At 62.2% G+C, this 21,163-nt stretch carries 22 protein-coding genes; 18 read left to right on the top strand and 4 right to left on the bottom strand.

Annotated elements, in window-relative coordinates; translation table 11 throughout:
* Nucleotides 1-210: 210 nt before the first annotated feature.
* From ACIQ3Q_RS15065 to ACIQ3Q_RS15040, 6 genes are all read left to right on the top strand, one after another.
* On the top strand, nucleotides 211-798 hold the full coding sequence (locus tag ACIQ3Q_RS15065) for a tetratricopeptide repeat protein (protein ID WP_396269965.1): 588 nt from the start codon (nucleotides 211-213) through the stop codon (nucleotides 796-798).
* An 875-nt stretch (nucleotides 799-1,673) separates the two neighbouring features.
* Nucleotides 1,674-2,219: a DUF7010 family protein gene (locus ACIQ3Q_RS15060; protein ID WP_396269964.1), complete on the top strand. Its 546-nt coding sequence runs from the start codon at nucleotides 1,674-1,676 to the stop codon at nucleotides 2,217-2,219.
* A 418-nt stretch (nucleotides 2,220-2,637) separates the two neighbouring features.
* Nucleotides 2,638-2,856, top strand: coding sequence for a hypothetical protein (locus ACIQ3Q_RS15055; protein WP_396269963.1), 219 nt, complete (start codon nucleotides 2,638-2,640; stop codon nucleotides 2,854-2,856).
* Nucleotides 2,857-3,057: 201 nt separating this feature from the next.
* Nucleotides 3,058-4,146, top strand: a complete 1,089-nt coding sequence (locus ACIQ3Q_RS15050; RefSeq protein ID WP_396269962.1) for an alpha/beta hydrolase family protein — start codon at nucleotides 3,058-3,060, stop codon at nucleotides 4,144-4,146.
* Nucleotides 4,147-4,153: 7 nt separating this feature from the next.
* Complete coding sequence (locus tag ACIQ3Q_RS15045) at nucleotides 4,154-4,603, top strand: hypothetical protein (protein ID WP_396269960.1); 450 nt, start codon at nucleotides 4,154-4,156, stop codon at nucleotides 4,601-4,603.
* A gap of 84 nt (nucleotides 4,604-4,687) precedes the next feature.
* Nucleotides 4,688-4,996 (top strand): hypothetical protein, encoded by a 309-nt coding sequence (locus tag ACIQ3Q_RS15040; protein WP_396269959.1) that lies wholly within the window; start codon nucleotides 4,688-4,690, stop codon nucleotides 4,994-4,996.
* Here the strand turns inward: ACIQ3Q_RS15040 and ACIQ3Q_RS15035 are convergent.
* A complete protein-coding gene (locus ACIQ3Q_RS15035; protein ID WP_396269958.1) occupies nucleotides 4,993-5,208 on the bottom strand; it encodes a hypothetical protein in 216 nt (71 codons plus the stop codon). The genes ACIQ3Q_RS15040 and ACIQ3Q_RS15035 overlap by 4 nt on opposite strands.
* Nucleotides 5,209-5,329: 121 nt before the next feature.
* Here ACIQ3Q_RS15035 and ACIQ3Q_RS15030 point away from each other — a divergent pair, with 121 nt between their 5' ends.
* Entirely contained in the window at nucleotides 5,330-5,701 is a 372-nt protein-coding gene (locus tag ACIQ3Q_RS15030) for a hypothetical protein (RefSeq protein WP_396269957.1), read from the top strand.
* Nucleotides 5,702-5,716: 15 nt separating this feature from the next.
* Here ACIQ3Q_RS15030 and ACIQ3Q_RS15025 read toward each other — a convergent pair whose 3' ends face one another.
* Both ACIQ3Q_RS15025 and ACIQ3Q_RS15020 read right to left on the bottom strand, forming a co-directional pair.
* Nucleotides 5,717-7,633: a tetratricopeptide repeat protein gene (locus tag ACIQ3Q_RS15025; RefSeq protein ID WP_396269955.1), complete on the bottom strand. Its 1,917-nt coding sequence runs from the start codon at nucleotides 7,631-7,633 to the stop codon at nucleotides 5,717-5,719.
* The gene (locus ACIQ3Q_RS15020; RefSeq protein WP_396269954.1) at nucleotides 7,630-8,778 is read right to left on the bottom strand and encodes a glycosyltransferase; all 1,149 of its coding nucleotides are present in this window, start codon (nucleotides 8,776-8,778) and stop codon (nucleotides 7,630-7,632) included. Before ACIQ3Q_RS15020 ends, ACIQ3Q_RS15025 begins: the two co-directional genes overlap by 4 nt.
* Nucleotides 8,779-9,031: 253 nt before the next feature.
* Here ACIQ3Q_RS15020 and ACIQ3Q_RS15015 point away from each other — a divergent pair, with 253 nt between their 5' ends.
* The 7 genes from ACIQ3Q_RS15015 (at nucleotide 9,032) to ACIQ3Q_RS14985 (ending at nucleotide 15,648) form a co-directional block, all read left to right on the top strand.
* Nucleotides 9,032-9,877 carry a flagellin domain-containing protein gene (locus ACIQ3Q_RS15015; protein WP_396269953.1) on the top strand — a complete coding sequence of 282 codons (846 nt, stop codon included), beginning with the start codon at nucleotides 9,032-9,034 and terminating at the stop codon, nucleotides 9,875-9,877.
* 328 nt (nucleotides 9,878-10,205) lie between these two features.
* Nucleotides 10,206-11,051, top strand: a complete 846-nt coding sequence (locus tag ACIQ3Q_RS15010; protein WP_396269951.1) for a flagellin domain-containing protein — start codon at nucleotides 10,206-10,208, stop codon at nucleotides 11,049-11,051.
* A gap of 343 nt (nucleotides 11,052-11,394) precedes the next feature.
* The gene (locus ACIQ3Q_RS15005) at nucleotides 11,395-12,243 is read left to right on the top strand and encodes a flagellin domain-containing protein (RefSeq protein ID WP_396269950.1); all 849 of its coding nucleotides are present in this window, start codon (nucleotides 11,395-11,397) and stop codon (nucleotides 12,241-12,243) included.
* Nucleotides 12,244-12,386: 143 nt separating this feature from the next.
* Nucleotides 12,387-13,871, top strand: a complete 1,485-nt coding sequence (fliD, locus tag ACIQ3Q_RS15000; RefSeq protein WP_396269948.1) for a flagellar filament capping protein FliD — start codon at nucleotides 12,387-12,389, stop codon at nucleotides 13,869-13,871.
* Nucleotides 13,872-14,116: 245 nt separating this feature from the next.
* Nucleotides 14,117-14,536, top strand: a complete 420-nt coding sequence (gene fliS, locus ACIQ3Q_RS14995; RefSeq protein ID WP_396269947.1) for a flagellar export chaperone FliS — start codon at nucleotides 14,117-14,119, stop codon at nucleotides 14,534-14,536.
* A gap of 28 nt (nucleotides 14,537-14,564) precedes the next feature.
* Nucleotides 14,565-14,864 carry a flagellar protein FliT gene (locus ACIQ3Q_RS14990; RefSeq protein WP_396269946.1) on the top strand — a complete coding sequence of 100 codons (300 nt, stop codon included), beginning with the start codon at nucleotides 14,565-14,567 and terminating at the stop codon, nucleotides 14,862-14,864.
* A gap of 19 nt (nucleotides 14,865-14,883) precedes the next feature.
* The gene (locus tag ACIQ3Q_RS14985; RefSeq protein WP_396269944.1) at nucleotides 14,884-15,648 is read left to right on the top strand and encodes a flagellar brake protein; all 765 of its coding nucleotides are present in this window, start codon (nucleotides 14,884-14,886) and stop codon (nucleotides 15,646-15,648) included.
* A gap of 37 nt (nucleotides 15,649-15,685) precedes the next feature.
* Here ACIQ3Q_RS14985 and fliE read toward each other — a convergent pair whose 3' ends face one another.
* Nucleotides 15,686-16,027 (bottom strand): flagellar hook-basal body complex protein FliE, encoded by a 342-nt coding sequence (gene fliE / locus ACIQ3Q_RS14980; protein ID WP_396269943.1) that lies wholly within the window; start codon nucleotides 16,025-16,027, stop codon nucleotides 15,686-15,688.
* A gap of 174 nt (nucleotides 16,028-16,201) precedes the next feature.
* Here fliE and fliF point away from each other — a divergent pair, with 174 nt between their 5' ends.
* Genes fliF through fliI form a run of 4 tightly spaced genes read left to right on the top strand, consistent with a single transcriptional unit; the run spans nucleotide 16,202 to nucleotide 21,162 of the window.
* Nucleotides 16,202-17,893 (top strand): flagellar basal-body MS-ring/collar protein FliF, encoded by a 1,692-nt coding sequence (gene fliF, locus ACIQ3Q_RS14975; RefSeq protein WP_396269942.1) that lies wholly within the window; start codon nucleotides 16,202-16,204, stop codon nucleotides 17,891-17,893.
* A 25-nt stretch (nucleotides 17,894-17,918) separates the two neighbouring features.
* Nucleotides 17,919-18,914, top strand: coding sequence for a flagellar motor switch protein FliG (gene fliG / locus ACIQ3Q_RS14970; protein WP_396269941.1), 996 nt, complete (start codon nucleotides 17,919-17,921; stop codon nucleotides 18,912-18,914).
* Nucleotides 18,914-19,750: a FliH/SctL family protein gene (locus tag ACIQ3Q_RS14965; RefSeq protein ID WP_396269940.1), complete on the top strand. Its 837-nt coding sequence runs from the start codon at nucleotides 18,914-18,916 to the stop codon at nucleotides 19,748-19,750. Before fliG ends, ACIQ3Q_RS14965 begins: the two co-directional genes overlap by 1 nt.
* Nucleotides 19,747-21,162 (top strand): flagellar protein export ATPase FliI, encoded by a 1,416-nt coding sequence (gene fliI / locus ACIQ3Q_RS14960; protein ID WP_396269939.1) that lies wholly within the window; start codon nucleotides 19,747-19,749, stop codon nucleotides 21,160-21,162. The genes ACIQ3Q_RS14965 and fliI overlap by 4 nt, the downstream gene beginning before the upstream one ends.
* The last annotated feature ends 1 nt before the right edge of the window (nucleotide 21,163 follow it).

Below are 21,163 nucleotides of genomic sequence, written 5' to 3'. Positions count from 1 at the left end.
AACACCTGCCAGGTGCATTGGTGTAGCTCGGCAGGCCCATGGCCTGCAACCTACGATCGCGCTGGAGATGGGCCGCCCGAATCTACGAAGCCATCTTGTCTAATCGTCACAATCACACCCATGCGCACGTTCCTACCATCTCTCCTCGCAGCTCTCCTCGTAACCGCAACTCCAGTTGCGTTGGCACTCGATCTACCAAAGTCGTGCTTCTTGGGGTTCTCCGCCGTCAAGGAGAAGCGCAATGCTGACGCCATTCCTCATCTAGACCTGTGCCTCGAGGAGAACCTTCCTGCAGAGCACAAAGCCTTTGGCCTTCAACTGAGGGCCTCCGCACTTGCGGATCTCAAGCGATGGCGCGAGGCAGCACGGGATCAGCAACGCTCGATTTCGCTCACGAAACCCACTGACGTGTGGGCGCACGTGATGCTCGGCGCATACCTGAGAGAAGACGGCAGGTTCACTGAGGCGCTTGCAGCACTGGAAGCTGCAAAGGCTTTTGATGAAGATGGACCTGGAACCGGCCCAGGAATGGCCGTCTACTACCACACGGGCCAAACGCTTCAACGAGCTGGTCGTCATCGTGAGGCCATTGAAGCGTTCACACTCGGCATACCCAAACAGCCAGACTATGGCTATGCGCACTTCTATCGCGCACTCTCATACGAGGCCTTGGGCGACAGGGTTCAAGCCAAGAGGGACCTCTTTCGCGTCTGGCAATTGCGGCCGAAGGATGGCTATGAGCAGAACATTGCAGACAAGCTCATGGAGTATGGCTTTGAGGTCAAGGTCCGCGAGTGACGCCTCAACGAATAAGGCTAGGTCGCGCGCAGCGAAGCGAAGCCGCGACCTGAGCCGTTTGTTGGACAAGCCCGGTGAGATTGAGATGAGGGTGTGGCCGCTGTAGTTTGATCCGAGCCTGGATCGGCGGCTGGCGGCGAAAAGGCTCAGGGTGAGCGGGCCGCTGATGATCTGCTGCAGGCGGGCGGTGACGCGGGATGCGTTGGAGCTGCCTCAAACCTCGATTTTGGACGAACGCCACCTTGGGCTGACCCTGAGCTTTGCTTGTCAGAAGTTCAGACCGTGTGGGATGAATGTGGCGGAGGTCGAGCTGTCAGTGCACGGTTGCCTCCAACTGCTTGGGTTTGTCGGGTTGAACGGCTTGCAGCGTGGCGCAGCTTGGGGTGTGTTGTGGTGGGTCAGACTAAGCAAGCCGCGCAACCGAGTGGCTATGCACTGAGTCGGGCGGGGATGGTAAGGGCGGCCAGCCAGCACCGCCAGGGGGCCGTCACCGTGAGCTGCTCTGCCGTGGTTCATCGCTATCGCTGCGCAGTCGGCAGGCCGAGTGGGGCGAGCTTGCGCCGAAGCCGGTGCAACCGAGCGCAAGGCCTGCAGCCCGTCCACGGCATCCCAGAAACTGAGGATGCCAACCCCACCGCTAGTGGCAAATCTGGAGTCTGCGGGCCTCGACGCTGGTGATAATGCGTAGCATCAGCGGGGGCCAAAGGTTCAAACCCCCAGTACCCACCGAGGCGCTGCCTGCCACCGACACCACATGGTTCAGTTCAACCGGGTTTATCTGCCGCGATCAGTGGCTGTGCAGTCTCCGGCCTGGGTGGCGCGGCAGATAAACGCTATTCGTTAGACCGCAAAGTCAACACCTACCCACCTCGCCAATGAGTGAATACAGCTTCTCCGATGCGCAAGCCGACATGCGATCCGGCTATCTCCATGGTGCACCAGGCATAGCAGCCTCATCTGTGGCTTGGCTGTCTGCTGCGGCAGTAGCACTCACCGTTTCAGCAAGTGCCGCCGTCTGGACCCTACTAATCGCCGGCGCTTTCATTCATCCAGTGGGCGTCCTCATCACAAGGGCACTCGGCAGCGCAGGAACGCATCAACCCCGCAATCCACTTGCTCGGTTGGCCATGGAGGGCACCTTCTGGATGCTGGCAGGCATTGCCATAGCGTTCGGCATTTCCGCGCTACGTATCGAATGGTTTTTCCCGGCAATGCTCTTGGTCATCGGCGGCCGGTATCTCACTTTCCAAACGGTTTATGGGTTGTCTTTGTACTGGATCTTAGGCGTAGCTTTGTGCGCCGCCGGAATCGCACTCGCCCTGCTCCGAGCACCCGTAGCGGTCAGCGCTCTGGCGGGCGGCCTCATCGAGGTAGTGTTTGCAACCGTTGTCTACTTGCGAGCTAAACGCGTTGCGGCCTAATGAATGAGGGCTAGGTCGCGCGCAGCGAAGCGAAGCCGCGACCTGAGCCGTTTGTTGGACAAGCCCGGGGAGACTGAGATGAAGGTGTTGCCGCTGTAGATTGATCCGAGCCTGGATCGGCGGCTGGCGGCCCTGGGCTCAGTCAGGGTGAGCGGGCCGCTGATGATCTGCTGCAGGCGGGCGGTGACGCGTGATGCGTTGGAGCTGCCTCAAACCTCGATTTTGGACGAACGCCATCTTCGGCTGACCCTGGGTTTGGCTTGGCAGGAACTCAGTCAGTCCAGTACAGTTCAAACAAGCTCGAGGAGCTTAGGTCGGTGCCCGGAACTCCGGCAGCAGCTCAGTGAGCCGATGCCCGGCATAAGTTTTGAGTCATGCTTATGCTTGTTTCCGTAGGCTCTTTTTTGTGGGATGAATCATGAAGACTTCTTTAGCGTTGTGCACTGCGATAGTCGTTGGTAGCTTGCTTTCACCCACAGCAATGGCTGCTGATGACGGGGCGGCAGTTAGCAAACAAAAGACTGAATCAGCGAATACTCAGAAACAAAAGCCCAAACAAAAGCAAAAGAAAAAAGAGGAGAAAAAGCCTGTGGCGGAAGGGGCGACCAGCAGACCCGGAGGGAGCCGGGGTGGCTGAACTCGAACGGCGCGCAACTGCCTTCCTGCGGTAGTCCACCCAAAGCCCACCGATCCGACGAGCAGAGCGATGCGGCCATCGCCCGCCGCTGCTTGGGACGACTGCTCGCTCAAGTGGACCAATCAATCGCTTCGCGATTGATGCTCCTGACGAGTTCCAGCGTTCGGTTTCTCGATCACTCACTAGGAATCGGGTAAAGGAATGCCATCTCGACCGCAAGAGCCTACCGAGCCACTCCCCTACACGGTAGAGGGGGTCGTGCTGGCAAGTGACAGGGGAAGCGCTAGATTGGCGGGCACATTGACCCTCCCGAAAGAAGGCCAACGGACCGCCGCCGTCCTACTCATTCCAGGATCGGGTGCGCACGACCGCGACGAGAAGTTATGTGGACATCGCCCTTTTTTCGTCCTCGCGGATCACCTGACCCGTTCCGGAATTGCCGTGCTGCGATTGGATGATCGCGGTGTTGGCGAATCGACGGGAGACAAGGATCAGTGCACGCACAACGAACTACTGCAGGATGTGCACTTGGCGCTGGATTTTCTGGCAGCGCACAAGGGAGTCGATGCGAGCCGACTTGGCCTCATCGGCCATAGCGAGGGGGCTTTGTTGGCGGCGGCCGCTGCGACGAGTTACGAACAGCTTGCACTGATAGTGCTCATGGGGTGTCCGGCACTTCCGGGCGAGCAGACTATCCACGAACAGGCAGCGCGCATCTCCCGGCAGGCAGGAGCTACCGAGGCACAAGTGGCGCACGAGCGGCGAATGAACGAAGAGGTGTTTGCTGTTCTAAACAGCACGATCGGACAGGAGCCTGCACGCGAGCGGATTCTTTCTGTTCTCGCCTCCCACCTGAAATCTTGGCCGGACAATTCGGTCGATGATGCCGCCGTGGCAACGCACATTGCTGTGATGGCTGATACCGTGATGGCCCCGGCGTTTCGATCATTCTTGCAATGCGAGCCTGCGTCTTATTTCAGAAGTGTTCGCTGCCCCGTACTGGCTCTCTTCGGCGAGCTCGACATTCAGGTTCCTCCGGCCATTCATAGGCTGGTGCTTTGGGAGGCATTGTCGGCAGCAGGGAATTCTGATGTCACACTCGAAGAATGTCGTGGCTTGAACCACCTCTTTCAGACTGCAACAACCGGATCTATAGCGGAATATGAGGTCATTGAAGAGACGATGGCGCCTTCGGTGCTGAAGCGAATTTCCGATTGGATTGGTTTGCGCACTCTTGAGGGCGATGCCCGAGAACAGCATTCAGCGGAATTCGCTGATGATGAGCGTTAAAGTTCCCATGAGCGAGTCAGAAGTCAAACCGAAAGCAAAGAGAGCTGATGGTCAAGTGACAGGCCTCGCCGGTGAGCTTTTCGTAGCAGCCGAGCTCTTGAAGCGAGGGCTGCAAACATCGGTGACATTTGGCAACGCCAAAGCCATCGATCTCTTGGCCTTCAACGAAGAAACCGGACGCACATTCACGGTTCAGGTCAAGGCGCTCCGCAAGAAAACTTTTTTCCTCATTGCTCACACCCGAGTCAAGCCACAGCACATATACGTGTTCGTGTTGCTGAACAAGCCGGGGGAAGCCGTCGAATACTTTATCGTTCCGGGGGCGGTTCTCTTCAGCGAACCTGAACGTTTCTCGAAGTGGTTCCTCGACCCAAAGATGCCCGGCATTCACCCCAACATTCTGCAAGAGCAAGGGCTTCGAGATGCTTGGCACATTTTCCACGAGCCACAGCCCTAACATGGTGCTCAACATCGCTTCTTTCAGTCGCTGGGCGCTGCGCGATAGTGCCGCGCAGCGCCGGTTGGCTCGACTTTCAAAAGCATGTCCCCAGTTCCTTCCTTAGCGCAACAACTTGAAGCAGAGTGGGCGCCCGAGCTCGCGGCGTATTTCGGTCGATCGGTGGAAGATGTTCAGCAACAGCTGAGGCCGTGGTTCGATTTTCCCCATGGTCAACTGCGGATCGAACTGATGGATGGCTCCGTCGTGCAGTTCAATTGGGCGTTTCACATTGCCAGCGAAGCCAAGCGGGCAGTCGCTGTGTTCACGGAGCATTGCGGCCATCATGTCTTCCCGTATCACGAAGCGAAGGTCTATCGCGATGGTCTGTTGGTGTATGCGCAAGCGCTTTAGCTGTTGATCGCGCAGCACAGCTTTACCGCCTGATGCTGGGGCGCTGTTGCTGCTACAGCGGCCATCACAGCGGGGCCATTGCTTTTGGCGTCCGAGACGATGTGGACCACCCGCAATCCGCTGCGGGCCGACGTTCCTGGGTCTAGAGCACGCCCTGCATCCACAAAGCTGAGGAATCCGCTGAACTTGATGCCGCTCACAATCGGCGCCATCAGCGGGGGCGCAGCTTTGAACGCCTAGTCCTACCTGAGGTGGTGGCTGTCACCCAAACCAAGTGGTGTAGCGCCTTCCGGGCCATCCGGCCTGCCCAATACATCTTTTGGAGTAGAGACGATGTCACAGCAAATGAACTGGCTTGCAGCCGCCGCCCTCGTGGCGCTTCATGGCGCCGCGCTGGCCCAAGAGTTTCCTCAGGGCGGCGAAAGTATGAGCAACGCGGACATTCGCAAGTACGTGGAAGACAAAGTCCACGACGTGAAGCTGGCTGATGGCACCAGCTGGCGGCTTGAGTACAAGTCGAATGGCTACTTCTTCATCAACACCAGCCGTGGCTTCAATGGGGACGGCCAGTGGCAAGTTGAAGAGGGGAAGCTGTGTGGCCAACTGCGGGGCAGGGACAGAACGTGCAATGACGTGCGCTTGGTCAAAGGCGTGATGCACTACAAGCGCGACAACGGCGAGATTGTTCAGTTCGTCCCGAAGTGATGCGCTAGTCCGCCTTCACCCCCGCACCAACAACTCCGCCTTCAACGCCCCTGGCGCCAGCCCCGCTTGCTGGCGCTCAAACATGCGCGTCAGCAGGGCTTCGTAGTGGCGCACGTAGCGGTTGGTGTCAAAGAGCGGTAGGTGCAGGCGCTGGGTGTCCAGGTGCTGTTGCAGGGCACGCAGGCGCGGCAGGTTCTGCGCCAGGGCCACGGCGGTGGTCACGTAGTCGGCTTCACTGGCGCAGGCCAGCTCGGCTTGGCCGCAGGCGGTGGCCAGGCTGGCGGCCACACGAGAGGCGTAAGTAGCGCCGGGCACCGTCAACACAGGCACGCCGGCCCACAGGGCCTCGCTGGCGGTGGTGTGCGCATTGCAAGGCCAAGTGTCTAAGAACAAGTCGGCAGCGCGCAGGCGGGCAATGTGCTCGGCCAGGTTTTGCTTGGGCGCCCAGAGCACGCGCTCTTTGCCGATGCCGCGTTGCAGCAGCTCGGCGTCCAGGCGGGCGCGGGCTTGGGGGTTCCAGGCCAGCATCCACAGCACGGTGTTCGGGGCTTGGTGCAGGATCTTGGCCCACAGGTCCAGCATGTGCGGCGAGAGCTTGTAGGTCTGGTTAAAGCAGCACAACACCACTTTATCTTCCGGCAGGCCAAGGCTTGCGCGGCTGGGGGCCGGGGGCAGGGCGCGCTGGCGGTCGTTGGGCTGGTAGCTGTCGGGCAACTGAGCGATGTGCTCGGTGTAGTTTTCGGCGTGGGCCAGCGGCGTCACCACCGGGTCGCCAATGATGTAGTCGATGAAGTCAGCTCCCGTGGTGGCCGGGTAGCCCAGGTAAGCCACTTGCACACGCGCAGGTCGATAGGCCAGCAGCTCAAAGCGGCTGCCCCGGGTGTGGCCCTTCAGGTCCACGGCAATGTCGATGTCGTCTTCGCGCATACGCAGGGCAATTTCGCCCGCGTGGCAATGGTTGACGTCTACAAAGTGGTCGCAAGCGGCGCGCACGCGGGTGGTGATGGCATGGCCGTCGTCCACGCTGTGGGAGTAAAGCCAGACCTCAAAGTTCTGGCGGTCGCGGCGCTCCAGCAGCTCGGTCATCAACACGGCGGTGGCGTGCTGGTGGAAGTCGCTCGACAAATAGCCAATGCGGATGGGGCCAGGCCGGCGCGGGCCGGGGGCGGGCAGGGGCTTGGCCGCACTGGCCAGGCCGTGGGTACGCAATTGGCCAATGCGCTTTTGCTGGGCCGGGGTGGCGTCCACCGCCAGCAAGGCAAAGGGCGAGAGCAATTGGGCCACGCTGGTGTCGGTGTCGTCCAGCGCGGCCAGCAGGGCGGCGGTGTCTTCGTCAACCCGGCTCCAGTCGCAGCTTTGGCGGCCTTCATGCACCAGCAGCGACAGCGCCAAGGCGCGGGTCGAGCCTTTGTCCAGCGTGACCACGGTGCGAAAGCACTCGGTCGCCTCGGCCACCATGTCCAGGTCTTTGAAGCACAGGCCTAAGCGGTAGTGCGACAGCGGTGCATCGATCTTCAAGGCCAGGGCCTGAAAGAAAGCGCTGACGGCGTCTTGCAAGCGGCGTGATTGGAATAGGGCATTGCCATGGGCGTTGTGCCAGTCGTGGTCGCGTGGGGCGTCGGCGGGGAACTGGTCAAACACCAGCGCCGCTTCTTCAAAGCGGTTGGTGCGGCCCAGGCACTCGGCCACCAGGCGGCAGGCCAGCGGATCGCGTGGGTTGACGTGCAGGCCGTGCTGGGCCGCTTCGGTGGCTGCGGGCAGGTCGCCGGTTTGCAAATGCGCCCGGGCCAGGTTCATCCACATCAGGCCGTCTTGCGGGGCCAGTTGGGTGGCGCGTTCAAACTCGCTGCGGGCTTGTGCCCAGGCGCGGGCCTGCATGGCCTTGATGCCGGCTTGGCGGTGCGCCTCGGCGCGTTGGCGGGTGTTCTTCATGGGGCAGATGCTGCCGCAGCGGGCGGCGAGGCGGCGGGTTGATAAACAGCACCGGGCAAGGCCTGTTCCAAACGGGTGGGGGCGGGCGGCTGGGCCAGGCTGCTCAGGGCGGCGGCATCTTCGGGGCGCTCCAACACTTGATAGAGCAGCATCAGGTTGCGGGCGGCCAGGTGGCTGCCACGCCCGGCCACAGAGCCTTCCAGGTCGGGCCGCTCTCCCAGCATCAGGCAGCGTTGCCAGGCGTCTTCAATCATGGGCAGCAGCTCGTCGGCGCGGCTCAGGTCTTGGGTGGCCCAGTCCAGCAGCAGGTCGCCTAAAGCGAAGAAGAAGTCGGGCGAATGGCTCCACAGGCCCAAGCCCGCTTCAGCCCGCAGCACACCCTCAGCATGGCGGCCTGCGCGCTTCAAAGCGTGCAAGCAACGCACTTCCAGGTCGTGCCGCCAAGCGGGCAGCGGGCCTTGCGGGGGCAGGGCCTTGCAGGCCTGCTCAAAGCAATCAATGGCTTGGGCCCAGCGCTCGTACACATCATGGTCCTTGCCCAGCTGGTACCAAAGATAGGGGTCGTCGGGGCTGTCCTTCAGCGCTTCGCCCAGCAAGGCGGCATTGCGGCCGGCCTTTTGGGCCAAGGCAGCGGGGGCATAGCCCAGGTGTTCAAACACCACGGGCAGGCGCTGAGTGGGCGGGCCACGGCGCGGTTGTTCGTGGATGCGGCCTTCATAGCGCACCCAGCCGGGCAGCACGCGGGGCAGCCAGCTGGGGGCGCGCTCGTCGCCCTCGCCAAAGTGGCTGTCCACGCGCACCTGGCCGACAAAGGCGGGCGCTTGTTGGCGCAGCGCGGCCAGGCTGGGGCCGCCACTGGCCAGCCACTCGTCCGCGTCCAGCACCACATGCCAGTCGGCACCAGCGAGCTCTAGCGCGGCGTTGCGCGCGGCAGAGAAGTCGTCACACCAGGTGAAGTGGCCGACCCGGGCCCCAGCGGCTTGGGCCAAGGCCACGGTGTTGTCGCGCGAGCCGGTGTCCAGCACCACGCATTCATCCACCCAAGGCAGAAGACTTTGGATCGCACGGCTGATGCGGGGGGCCTCGTCACGCACGATCATCACCAGGGCGACGCGGTACACGGCAGAAGGGGGCAGAGCAGTCATCGCCTGAGCTTGAGGGTTCAGTCTCTCGCGATAAGCGCCGAAAAGAAGTCAGGTTTCCAGCCATCTCTGGGCGCAACAGGGGGCTCGGAACCAGGCACCAAAACTGATGCGATGAAAAGCGGCACAAAAAACCCTCAAGTTCTGCGATCACCCCTCCGAAAAGCAATTCACGGCCCCAACCACTTTCATCCGGGGGCGCAACCGAAAGTCCACCAGGACCTCGTTTTTTGATACCCCGAGAAGGAGTACTGACATGCCCATGACCATCAACACCAATATTGGTTCGCTGAACGCACAGCGCAATCTCAACGCGTCGCAAAACTCGTTGTCCACCTCGATGCAACGCCTCTCTTCGGGCTTGCGCATCAACTCCGCCAAGGACGACGCCGCCGGTCTGGCCATCGCCGAGCGCATGAGCGCCCAGGTGCGTGGCATGAACGTGGCGGTGCGCAACGCCAACGACGGTGTCTCCATGGCGCAGACGGCTGAAGGCGCACTCTCTAAAGTGGGCGACGCCCTGCAGCGTATGCGTGAGCTGGCGGTGCAGTCCCGCAATGCCACCAACAGCAGCTCTGACAAAGACTCGCTGAACAAGGAATTCACCCAGCTGCAAAGCGAAATTAGCCGCGTGCTGGGCGGGACCACCTTCAACGGCAAGAGCTTGCTGGGCACCACGGCGACTGACATGGAGTTCCAGATCGGCGCCAACACCAACACCGACGACCGCGTGACCGTTTCCACCGCCAACATGGTGGGCAACAGCGACATCTCGGCCATCACCGGATCGGGTGCGGCGATCGGTGCATCGACAACCTCCGGCGGCATTGACGCTGTGATCGACGACATTGACACCGCCATCGACACCATCAATGACCAGCGTGCTGAGTTTGGTGCCGCCCAGAGCCGCTTCGAAGCCATCATTGGCAACTTGCAGCAGTCGGTAGAGGCCCAGAGCGCTGCCCGCAGCCGGATCATGGATGCGGACTTCGCGGCGGAGACGGCCAATCTGAGCCGCACGCAGATCTTGCAGCAGGCGGGTACGGCCATGGTGGCCCAGGCCAACCAGTTGCCCCAGACCGTGCTCTCACTGCTTCGATGACGGTTTCCTGATCCCGGGTAAGGGATCGCCGGCACCCCCGGCTATCAACAATTCTTCGTAAGCCGGAACCGGCCACTCCCTTGAACAAGGTGCTCCTCAAAAAAGCACCTTGTTCTACGCACAAAAAAATTTCTCAAGTTTGCTTTTGACCACTCCGATATCCAGCACAACAGGGGTCGCCATCGCGATCACTGCGGTCCGGTGAGAGACCCAAGGGTCAGGCGATGCGAAGGCATCACCCGATCGGAGGAGCACCTGGCGCTGACGTAGCAGTTTTGTTTACGCCGGTGCTTTACCGGAGGCTTTTGGAAACCTCAAGGAGTGTCACATGCCGCAAACCATCAACACCAACATTGCTTCGCTCAATGCGCAGCGCAACCTCAATTCATCGCAGTCGTCACTGTCTGTGTCGATGCAGCGCCTGTCTTCAGGCCTTCGCATCAACTCAGCCAAAGACGACGCTGCCGGTCTGGCCATCGCCGAGCGCATGAACGCTCAAGTGCGTGGCATGAACGTCGCGATCCGCAACGCCAACGACGGTATCTCTTTTGCGCAAACCGCAGAAGGCGCCCTCTCCAAAGTGGGCGACGCGCTGCAGCGTATGCGTGAACTGGCTGTCCAGGCTCGCAACGCCACCAACAGCAGCTCCGACAAGGACTCGCTGAACAAGGAGTTCGGGCAGTTGCAGGCGGAAATCACCCGCGTGATGGGTGGTACCACCTTCAACGGCAAGAGCATCTTGGGCACGGGGGCCACCTCGCTGGACTTCCAGATCGGTGCCAACACCACGGCGGATGACCGCATCACCGTGGCGTCCGAAAACATGAATGCGCGCACCGACATCACTTCCGTCACGGGCTCGACTGCTTCGATCGGCGCATCGGCTTCTGCCGGTGCCATTGACACGGTGATCGACGCCATTGACACGGCCCTGGACACGGTGAATGACCAGCGTGCTGACTACGGTGCTGCACAGAGCCGCTTTGACGCCATCATTGCCAATCTGCAGCAGTCCGTTGAAGCGCAGAGCTCCGCACGCAGCCGCATCGTCGATGCGGACTTCGCGACGGAAACCGCCAACCTGAGTCGAGCGCAGATCCTGCAGCAGGCTGGCACGGCCATGGTGGCTCAGGCCAACCAGTTGCCCCAGCAGGTCTTGTCGCTGCTGCGATAAGCACCTCTCCCAGGGCCTACACAGGCCCGCTCGGCAAGCCCCCCACAACGCCCCGTGCAGCACCGCCTGCACGGGGCGTTGCCACGTTTGGAGGGTCTGAAGATAGACGCACAAAGCGCTTCATTTCGGCGCTTTAGTGCCGAGGCCTCGTCGCCAGAATCACATCAACGTCTCTCCGGCTGGAAGGCGTGGTCCGACAAGCACTGGCGTAAGCCGCGGACTGCGAAAGCGGTTCCGTCTCGACGGTGTCTAGGTGCCGGGCTTAGGCGGCCCGCTGCTTCGGTGGCGGGTTTGAACAAGCCGGCAGTCCGCCGGGTGTGGTTGTATCTTCAGGAGTGCCAACGTGCCACAGACCATCAATACGAACTTGTCGTCGCTCAACGCGCAGCGCAATCTGAACGCGTCGCAGTCGTCACTGGCTGTGTCGATGCAGCGTCTGTCTTCGGGCTTGCGCGTCAACTCGGCCAAAGACGATGCCGCAGGCCTCGCGATTGCCGAACGCATGAACGCCCAGGTGCGCGGCATGAATGTGGCCGTTCGCAATGCGAACGACGGCATCTCACTGGCGCAAACCGCAGAAGGCGCGCTCTCCAATGTGGGCGACGCGCTGCAGCGTATGCGTGAGCTGGCGGTGCAGGCCCGCAACGCCACCAACAGCAGCTCGGACAAAGAATCGCTGAACAAAGAATTTGCCGAGCTGCAGGCTGAAATCAGCCGAGTCTTGGGCGGTACCACCTTCAACGGTAAGAACATCCTCTGGACCGATGCGACCACGCTGACCTTCCAGATTGGGGCCAACACCACCAATGATGACGTGATCAACGTCACCACCGAGGACATGAAGAGCGCAACGGACATCACAGCCGTCACCGCGTCGACCGCCTCCATCGGTGCTACGGCCAGTGCCGGTGCCATTGCTACAGTGATCGACGCCATCGACACCGCGCTGGATTCCGTCAACGACACGCGGGCCACCTTTGGTGCCACACAGAGCCGCTTTGACGCCATCATCTCCAACCTGCAGCAGTCGGTTGAGAACCAGGCGGCAGCGCGCAGCCGCATCATGGATGCCGACTTTGCGCAAGAAACTGCCAATATGAGCCGAGCGCAGATCTTGCAGCAGGCCGGCACCGCCATGGTGGCCCAGGCCAACCAGTTGCCCCAGCAGGTGCTGCGGCTGCTGCAGGGCTAAGCCCCCTTACTCACAGCACAGCGGCCGGGTGTTCCCCGGCCGTTTTTCGTCGGGCCTGAGCTTCTGTTGCAGTCTGTTGCGACGAAAGCTCTCAAGCTCTAGACCCCGAGGCCGACAACCACGTATGCAACCGGAGCTTTGACATGCCAGCCATCACCTCACTCGGCGTGGGTAGCGGACTTGACGCTGAGGGCATCGTGTCCTCGCTCATGGCCGTCGAGCGCCGGCCCATCAGCCTGGTGCAAACCCAGATCGATGGGCTCAACACCAAGATGTCCTCCATCGGCAAGCTCAAGAGCCTGGTGGCGGCCATGCGCGACAAGGCCGCTGCACTGACCTCGACCACAGCCTGGGGCAAGATGGCGGTCAGCACCTCGGATGCCACTTCAGTCTCTGCCAGCGCGGCGGCCAATTCACCGGCCGGGCGCTACTCTGTCACGGTGCAGTCTTTGGCGGCGGCACAAACCATCACCTCGGGCCAGTTTGCCAACAGCAGCGCTACGCTGAATGAGGGCAGCTTGACCATTGAGCTGGGCAGCTATCAAGGTTCAGGCACACCGGCCACCGGCTTCACGGCCAAGCCGGGTGCCACGCCAGTGACCATCAACATTGGCGCCGGCGAGACCTCGCTGTCGGCCATTCGCGACAAGATCAATGCGGCCGGTGCAGGTGTCACGGCGTCCATCGTGAACGACGCCAATGGGGCCCGGCTCTCGTTGCGCTCCACCGCCACTGGCGAGGTGAATGGCTTTCGCATCACCGCAGCCGAGACCACGGACGACGGTGCCCCAGGCACGGGCCTGAGCGCCTTGGCCTTCAACGCGACGACCCTGACTTCGCCCATGGCCTTGAACCAACGCTCGGCCAATGCACAAGCCACCATCAACGGCATCGTGGTGAACTCCACCACCAACACCTTTGCCGAAGTGGCTGATGGCTTGACGGTGACGGTCAGCAAGGTCAACGCCACGCCGGTCGAGCTGGTGACCAGCCAGGACACGGCCAGCATCAAGACCAGCATTGATGAGTTCATCAAGGCCTACAACGAAATGGCCGTCTACCTGCGCGACCAAACCAAGGTAGAGGCTGCGACGGGTAGTTCCACCACGTCGGCAGGCAACACCAATGTGGTCATGAAAGGCGGGCCGCTGCAAGGGGACCGCTCAGCGGTGGACTTGCAATGGCAGCTGCGCAGTGTGATCAATGAAAGCAGCTCTACCTCCAGCCAGTGGTCGGCACTGAGCCAGATCGGCATCGTGATGAAGCAGGACGGCACCTTGGAGACCAAGTCCACCGAACTGACGGCGGCCCTGGCCAAGCCGGACGAGCTGCGCAAGCTGCTGGCCACGGATGGCAGCAGCTCGGCCAACTCGGGCTTCATGGACCGCTTCCGCGATGTGGGTGACCGTGTGCTGTCGTTTGAGGGCAGCTTGGAAGTGCGCGGCCAATACCTGCAAAAGAACATCTCGCGCCTGGGTTTGAAGAAAACCGACATGGAAGATCGCCTGACCAGCAAGGAAGAAAACCTGCGTGCCCGCTATCAGTCCTTGGACACGCAGATGAGCCGTCTCTCAGCGCTGCAGCAGTATGTGACGCAGCAGCTCAGCTCGCTAAACACCAGTGCTTGAGCCGCGAATGTGACCTAGTTCCCGCACGGCTGAGTGCGGCTCAACGCAAGGCGCCCCAGGGCGCCTTGTGGCATTTTGAGAGGCTGGTGTCGAGATCCTGGAGCAGTGGGCAGGCTGCGGGAATTCCCCATGCAATTCAGGGCTTTCCAGGCTTTGTGCGGCTCTCAAGTGCGCCGGGGCAGGGTCGATAACTTCTCAACGGTTGTATCAGCCTTACTTCCACACCACAGATGTTCAATCCCACTATGAATTCAGCCTTCGGGCGCCCCAATGCGATGGCCATGGCCTACCGCCGAGTTGGCGTCGAGACGGCGGTGCAAGGCGCTTCTCCGCACCAGCTGATCATGATGCTGTTTGATGGCTATATGGAGGCGATCGCGCAGGGACGCGGTGCCATGCGCGACGGTGAGATCGAGCGCAAGGGCCGCTGCATCGGCCGTGCGGCGCGCATCGTTGACGAGGGCCTGAAAGCGGGCTTGAACTTGACGGACGGCGGCACGCTGGCGCAAGACCTGCAGATGCTCTACCAATACGTGACCATGCGTTTGACCTTGGCCAACCTCCGCAATGACGAGGCCATCCTGGACGAATGCGTGAGCTTGATCGAGCCCCTTCGCCTAGCCTGGCGAGACATCAAAGATCAGGTGGATCATGGAACGCACTGAACTCAATCCGCATTCGGGACCTACAGCCATGAGTACCACGCTGTTGAACTACTACGAAGCCATCGAACGTGCCAGCGCAGAAATGCTGGAGGCCGCGCGCACCGGCAACTGGGACGAGGTGGTCAAGCTCGAGGGCGCCTGCGCCGTCTTGATCTCGCAACTCAAGAGCGCCGCGCAGAACGACGCCTTGCGCGCCGAAGAGGCCAAGGCCAAGTCGAAGATCATGCAACGCATCTTGCTCAACGATGCCGAGATCCGGCACCTGGCCGAGCCCTGGCTGGAAGACCTGGATCAAATGATGAACGGCCGCCCCAAGGTCTTGCACTGAGCGTGTGTTGGAGCCTGCCATGATGAACTTTACCGACACCCGCCCCGCCGAACTGGAAGCCATGCCCCTGCCCGAGTTGGATACGTTTCGGGTGACGGGAGTGGCGCAGATCCGTAGCCTGTTGAAGTCGGTGATGGACCGCAGCATTCCGGTCATCATCAGTGGCTCTGACGGCAGTGCGCACACCGCCCAGCTCTGGGCCGTGGACAGCAACCGCGAGAAGATCTCTTTCTCGGCCGACTTGCTCTCGCCCTCCATTCACCGCCTCATTGAGGCCGATGAGGCGGTGGCCGTCTGCTACTTAGAGCAGGTCAAGCTGCAGTTCGACGTGTTCGACCGCATGTTGGTGCACGGCAACCAGAGCTGCGTGATGCAGGCCATGATGCCGCGAGAGATGTTCCGCTTCCAACGTCGCAGCGCCTATCGTGTGCGCACGCTGGAGCGCACCGCGCCAACAGCCAGCTTCCGCCATCCGGCCATGCCCGATGTGCAGTTGGAGTTGCGGGTCTTGGACTTGAGCGCAGGCGGCTGCGCCCTGTTCATGCCCAATGATCTGCCCTCGGTAGAGCCGGGGTCCTTGATCAACGGTATCAAGTTGGAGCTGGACTCGGACACCGAGATCAAGGCCAGTCTGCTGATCCACCACATCACCTCGGTTCAGCCGCAGGCTCAAGGCGTGCGCCTGGGCTGCGAGTTGCTGAACATGGACGCTGATGCGCAGCGCGTGCTGTTGCACTACATCGACCAGACCCAAAAGCGGCGTCGGATGATGTCGCTGGATTGAGCGCCAGCTTCGCAGGCCTTTGTCTGCGGTGCTGGCGTCAGACCTGCATGTTCATGATGTCGGTGTAAGCCTGCACCATGCGGTTGCGCACCGACACCGTGGCTTGGAAGCCGATCTGCGACTTTTGCATCGCGATCATGGTGTCTTCCAGGCTCACCGAGGGGTTGTCCAGTTGCAGCTCGCGCTGCATGCGCTGAGAGGTCAGCTGCTGTGCGCTGACCGACTTCAAGGCCTGCGTCATCGCTGACTGGAAGTTGCCACCTTCTGTCGCGGCGGGGCCGGCGGGCGCGCGGGTTTTGGCCAGCGGTGTGCCGTCTACCGACAGCCCGGCACGGGCAGCGGCTTGCGCGAAATCAAAGGGTTTGAGCTTGACGTCCATGGTAGGCCCTCCTTGGGGGGATGGCATGGATCATAGGCAAGGGTTCGTCCGGATATAGACCCGAGATGTCTGGGGAATGGGCGGCTTTTGCGGCCATGCAAGCACGAGGAGCGCGCCAACAATGTGGCCATACCCCTATAGCGCGGGGCTTGTCTTGCGCTCATGGCTGCACACATGGATCAACTCACTGTCCCGACTCCCCTTGTTCCTGCTGAAGCACCGAGCGGTGTGATGGCCAAGCTGGGCGCCTTGCCCATGGCCACACGCATGAAGCTTGGCCTTGGCGTGGCCGCGCTGGCGGCTGTGGTGGTGGCGGTCAGCCTCTGGGCCAACCAAGGCGACTGGAAGGTCTTGTTCGTCAACTTGTCGGACAAAGACGCCGGTGCCGTGGTGGCGCAACTCTCTGCCCTGAACGTGCCTTATCGCCACGGCGAAGGCGGCCAAGCCTTGCTGGTGCCGGCTGACCGCTTGCATGAAGTACGCATGAAGCTGGCCACGGCCGGGCTGCCCAAGTCAGTGGTGGCCGGCAATGAGCTGCTGGACAACCCTCGCCTGGGCCAAACCGACCGCCAAGAGCGGGTGATGATGCAGCGCGCCTTGGAGGGCGAGCTGGTGCGCACCATCAGCAAACTCGACGGTGTGGAAGAGGCCCGTGTGCATCTGGGCCTGCCCAACCAGAACGGCTTTTTCCGCGAGCAACAAAAGCCCAGCGCCAGTGTGATGCTGACGCTGCATCCGGGGCGTTCTCTTGACCGTGCGCAAGTGGCGGGCATCGTGCACTTGGTCTCATCCAGCGTGCCTGAACTCAACCCCAAGGCCGTCAGCGTGCTGGACCAGCGCGGTGGCCTGCTCAGCGGCCCCGGCGAAGACGCCGCCAAGAGCCTGGACGAACAGCAATTGCGCTACGTCGGTCAGATTGAAGACAGCTACTTGAAGCGGGTGCGTGAGATCGTGGAGCCTGTGGTGGGCCGTGACAACCTGCGCGCCACCGTGACCGCCGACATCGACTTCAGCCAGAGCGAAGCCACCTCTGAGCAATATCGCCCCAACCAAGGCGACCAGCCTGCCGCCGTGCGCAGCCAGCAAACGCTGGAGTCCACCCAGCCTGGCCAAGCGGCACCCTCTGGCGTGCCCGGTGCGGCCACCAATCAGCCGCCGCAAGCCGCCCAGGCCCCCATCAATGGCGCGTCGGCTCCCTTGCAGCCGGCCCAGATGGGTGCGGCAGGTGGTGGCGCGCGGCGTGAAAACGTCACCAACTTTGAGGTCGACAAGACAGTCAAGGTGACCCGTAACGCCACCGGTGCGATCAAGCGCATCAATGCGGCCGTGGTGGTCAACCACCGCACGACCACCGATGCCAAGGGCAAAACCAGCACCGTGCCGCTGCCCCAAGAAGAGTTGGACAAGCTGACCGCCTTGGTGCAAGAAGCGATTGGCTTCAACAAAGAGCGTGGCGACTCCGTCAAGGTGATCAATGCCCCCTTCAAGATTGAAGCGCCCGTTGAGCCCGACGCCGTGCCGCTGTGGAAGCAGCCTTGGGCGCAAGACTTGATGCGTGCGGCCGGAGTGCCGCTGGCCTTGGCCCTGGTGGCTTTGGGTCTGATCTTTGGCGTGATCCGCCCGGCCGTGAAACAAGCGTTGACGCCGCCACCTCCGTCTGCTGATGAGCAGAAGTCTGACGCTACAGCCCTGAGTGCGGTGGTCGATGACGTGCAAGAGTTGCCCGGCGCAGAGGGCCAAACCGAGTTGCCCGCGCTGGAAGCCCCCAAAGAAAACGCCAAGCTCGAAGCCGCGCGCAAGCTGGCCCGCGAGAACCCGAACGCCGTGGCCAATATCGTGCGCGACTGGGTCAATGGCGAGGCCTAGAGCCTGAGCGCAAAAGGAAAGAGTGATGGCCGACGACACCATAGAGAACGCCGCGATTCTGTTGATGTCCTTGGGCGAGGAGGAAGCCGCTGAGGTTTTTCGCCATCTCGGCCCCAAGGAAGTTCAGAAGCTGGGCGAGACGATTGCCAAGCTCAAGGTCATCCCGCGCGAGCGGGTGGAGACGGTGCTCGACAAGTTCACCCAAGAGGCGCAGGAGCAACACATCCTGGTCGCTGACACCGACTCCTATGTGAAGAACGTGCTGCGCAAAGCCCTGGGCGAAGACAAAGCCAATTTGTTGATCGACCGCATCTTGCAAGGCGATGACAACAGCGGCATTGAAAGCCTGAAGTGGATGGACGGTGCCTCAGTGGCCGAGTTGCTGCGCAATGAGCACCCCCAGATCATTGCGGCCATCTTGGTTCACCTCGACCAAGACCAAGTCTCGACCGTGCTCAAGGTCTTTACTGAGCGCCAGCGCAACGAGGTGCTGATCCGCATTGCCACGCTGGACGGCATTCAGCCCGCTGCGCTCAAGGACCTGAATGAGGTCATGAGCAAGGTGTTGGCAGGGGGCGATCGCACCAAAAAGGCCTCGCTGGGCGGCGTCAAAGCGGCGGCCGAGATCATCAACCTCTGCGGCTCGTCGGTCGAGACCTCGGCCTTGGACTTCATCCGCGAAGCCGATGCCGACCTGGCCCAGAAGATCATGGACAACATGTTCACCTTCGACGACCTCAGCAAGCTCGACGACAAGGGCTTCCAGGCCGTGCTCAAAGAGGTGCAGAGCGAATCCTTGGTGCTGGCGCTCAAGGGTGCCACGCCCGAGCTGCGCGAGAAGGTGTTCAAGAACATGTCCAGCCGTGCGGCCGAAACCCTCAAGGAAGATTTGGAAGGCCGTGGCCCGGTGCGTGTCTCCGAGGTCGAGGCCGAGCAGAAAGAGATGCTCAAGATCGTGCGGCGTCTGGTCGACGAAGGCCAGATCGTGTTGGCCTCTGGTGGCGCGGATGACTTCCTGTGATGGCTGAGTCCGACACCACCGCCCGTCCGCACAACCCTTACGCGCGCTTCATCCCGCGTGAGGAGTTGAAAGGCTTTGCCGCCTGGCGCCCTGACAGCTTTGGCGCCCCCAAGGTGGAGCCTGAACCCGAGGCACCACTTGAGCCGCCTGAGCCACCGCCGCCCACCACCGACGAGTGGCTGGCCCGCATTGAAGAGGCCCGCCAAGCCGGTTACCACAATGGCTACCGCGATGGCCTTGAAGCCCTGGAAGCGGCCAAGCGCCAGTTCGCACAGCAAACCAGCGCCGAGATGGCGAGTTTGGTGGCGGCGTTTCAAAGCGATGTTGCTGCATTGGAAGACCGCATGGCCCATGCCGTGTTGGACACCAGCCTGCGCCTGGCGCGCCAAGTGGTGCGCAGCGAACTGGCCCTGCGGCCTGACGCGGTGGCCCAAGTGGCCCGCGAGGCCGTGTCTGCCGTGCTGCTGACGGCCCAACACTTGCGCCTGCGCATGCACCCGCAAGACTTGGCCTTGATCGAGTCCGGCGCGGGTGATGATTTGCGTGCCCGTAAAGTGCTGCTGCTGGCGGATGCCGCGCTCAGCCGAGGCGGCTGTGTGGTGGAAACCGATATGGGCGAGGTCGATGCCCGCGTGGAAAGCCGCTGGCAGCAAGCCGCCGGCGTGTTTGGCTTGCCGTTGGATTGGGCGACTCCTGCACCGCCGGCAGCGGCCCGTGGCAGTGCCGCGGCAGGCCGGACCGAGCCCGTGAAGCCTGTGGCGGCGGAGCGTGCTGAGCAAGAGGGTGCACAGACAGAACCGATGCCCGACCTGGGTTCGCTGGAGCCTGAACTGTGAGCGCCACCACCAACGAACGCAGCCAGCGCTGGGACCGCTACCTGGCCGACATCCAAAACTACGCCAGCGTGCCGCAACCCCTGGAGATGCAGGGCTCGCTGGTGCGCGTCACCGGCTTGGTGCTGGAGGCTACCGGCGTGCGGGTGCCTGTGGGCGCAGTCTGCGCCGTGACGGTGCCCGGCGACACCGAGACCATCACCGCCGAGGTCGTGGGCTTCAGTGGTGACCGCGCCTATTTGATGCCCACCGGTGAAGTGCATGGCTTGGCCAGTGGCGCCAAGGTGGTGCCGCTGCCGGTGCCGCATTTGCCGCCGCGCCTGGGCGTGGAAAACCACCCTTGGCGGCGCAGCGAAGACCGGGGCTTGCACTTGCCCATGGGCGACGGCCTGTTGGGCCGCGTGGTGGACGCCCACGGCTTGCCGCTGGACCGCGAAGGCCCACTGGCCCGCGTGCTGCGTGAGCCCATGCAGCGCCGCCCCATCAACGCCATGGACCGCGACCCCGTGCGCCAGCCGCTGGACACCGGCGTGCGGGCCATCAACGCCATGCTCACTGTAGGCCGGGGCCAGCGCATTGGTCTGTTTGCCGGCACGGGTGTGGGCAAGTCGGTGCTGCTGGGCATGATGGCGCGCTACACCGCGGCAGATGTGATCGTGGTCGGCCTGATCGGCGAGCGGGGCCGTGAAGTCAAAGAATTCATTGAAGACATCCTTGGCGAAGAAGGCCGCCAGCGCGCCGTGGTGGTGGCGGCCCCGGCCGATGCCCCGCCGCTGGTGCGCATGCAAGGCGCCAGCTATGCCACCGCCATTGCCGAGCATTACCGCGACAAGGGCCAGCATGTGCTCTTGCTGATGGACTCGCTGACCCGCTATGCCATGGCCCAGCGCGAGATTGCCCTGGCCATTGGTGAGCCACCTGCCACCAAGGGCTATCCGCCGAGCTGCTTCGCCAAGCTGCCGCAATTGGTAGAGCGCAGTGGCAATGGCCTGAACGGCGTGGGCTCCATCACAGCCTTCTACACCGTGCTGACCGAGGGCGACGACCCGCAGGACCCGATTGCCGATGCAGCGCGCGGCATCTTGGACGGCCACATCGTGCTCTCCCGCGAGCTGGCCGAGAGCGGCCACTTCCCGGCCATCGATGTCGAGAAGTCCATCTCCCGCGTGATGACCTCGGTGGCCTCGCGCGAGCATATCGAGGGCGCTCGCCGAGCCCGCCAATGGCTGGCCCGCTACAACAAGGCGCACGATTTGATCCAGCTGGGGGCCTACACCCCTGGCAGCGACCCCGAGCTGGACGCCGCCGTGCGCGTGCGCCCGGCCTTGGTGCGTTTGCTGCAACAAGACATGCATGAGGCCGCCCCGCTGGCCGCCTGCCGAGCCCAGCTCTTGGCCCTGAACCCTGACTTTTGAA

Origin of the sequence: Ideonella sp., from assembly GCF_044358605.1 — a bacterium.
Classification (GTDB): domain Bacteria; phylum Pseudomonadota; class Gammaproteobacteria; order Burkholderiales; family Burkholderiaceae_C; genus Ideonella.
The sequence above is the reverse complement of the archived record's forward strand: the minus strand, read 5'-3'. Positions and strand labels throughout refer to the sequence as shown.

Bases quoted from the DNA above. Each gene is read 5' to 3' on its own strand.
- ACIQ3Q_RS15050 (WP_396269962.1), top strand. From the start codon at position 3,058: ATGCCATCTCGACCGCAAGAGCCTACCGAGCCACTCCCCTACACGGTA.
- fliS (WP_396269947.1), top strand. From the start codon at position 14,117: ATGAATTCAGCCTTCGGGCGCCCCAATGCGATGGCCATGGCCTACCGC.
- ACIQ3Q_RS15015 (WP_396269953.1), top strand. From the start codon at position 9,032: ATGCCCATGACCATCAACACCAATATTGGTTCGCTGAACGCACAGCGC.
- ACIQ3Q_RS15010 (WP_396269951.1), top strand. From the start codon at position 10,206: ATGCCGCAAACCATCAACACCAACATTGCTTCGCTCAATGCGCAGCGC.
- ACIQ3Q_RS15045 (WP_396269960.1), top strand. From the start codon at position 4,154: ATGAGCGAGTCAGAAGTCAAACCGAAAGCAAAGAGAGCTGATGGTCAA.
- ACIQ3Q_RS15035 (WP_396269958.1), bottom strand. From the start codon at position 5,208: ATGGCGCCGATTGTGAGCGGCATCAAGTTCAGCGGATTCCTCAGCTTT.
- ACIQ3Q_RS15060 (WP_396269964.1), top strand. From the start codon at position 1,674: ATGAGTGAATACAGCTTCTCCGATGCGCAAGCCGACATGCGATCCGGC.
- ACIQ3Q_RS15040 (WP_396269959.1), top strand. From the start codon at position 4,688: ATGTCCCCAGTTCCTTCCTTAGCGCAACAACTTGAAGCAGAGTGGGCG.
- fliG (WP_396269941.1), top strand. From the start codon at position 17,919: ATGGCCGACGACACCATAGAGAACGCCGCGATTCTGTTGATGTCCTTG.
- ACIQ3Q_RS14985 (WP_396269944.1), top strand. From the start codon at position 14,884: ATGATGAACTTTACCGACACCCGCCCCGCCGAACTGGAAGCCATGCCC.
- ACIQ3Q_RS15025 (WP_396269955.1), bottom strand. From the start codon at position 7,633: ATGAAGAACACCCGCCAACGCGCCGAGGCGCACCGCCAAGCCGGCATC.
- fliE (WP_396269943.1), bottom strand. From the start codon at position 16,027: ATGGACGTCAAGCTCAAACCCTTTGATTTCGCGCAAGCCGCTGCCCGT.
- fliF (WP_396269942.1), top strand. From the start codon at position 16,202: ATGGATCAACTCACTGTCCCGACTCCCCTTGTTCCTGCTGAAGCACCG.
- ACIQ3Q_RS15020 (WP_396269954.1), bottom strand. From the start codon at position 8,778: ATGACTGCTCTGCCCCCTTCTGCCGTGTACCGCGTCGCCCTGGTGATG.
- ACIQ3Q_RS15055 (WP_396269963.1), top strand. From the start codon at position 2,638: ATGAAGACTTCTTTAGCGTTGTGCACTGCGATAGTCGTTGGTAGCTTG.
- ACIQ3Q_RS14990 (WP_396269946.1), top strand. From the start codon at position 14,565: ATGAGTACCACGCTGTTGAACTACTACGAAGCCATCGAACGTGCCAGC.
- ACIQ3Q_RS14965 (WP_396269940.1), top strand. From the start codon at position 18,914: ATGGCTGAGTCCGACACCACCGCCCGTCCGCACAACCCTTACGCGCGC.
- fliD (WP_396269948.1), top strand. From the start codon at position 12,387: ATGCCAGCCATCACCTCACTCGGCGTGGGTAGCGGACTTGACGCTGAG.
- ACIQ3Q_RS15030 (WP_396269957.1), top strand. From the start codon at position 5,330: ATGTCACAGCAAATGAACTGGCTTGCAGCCGCCGCCCTCGTGGCGCTT.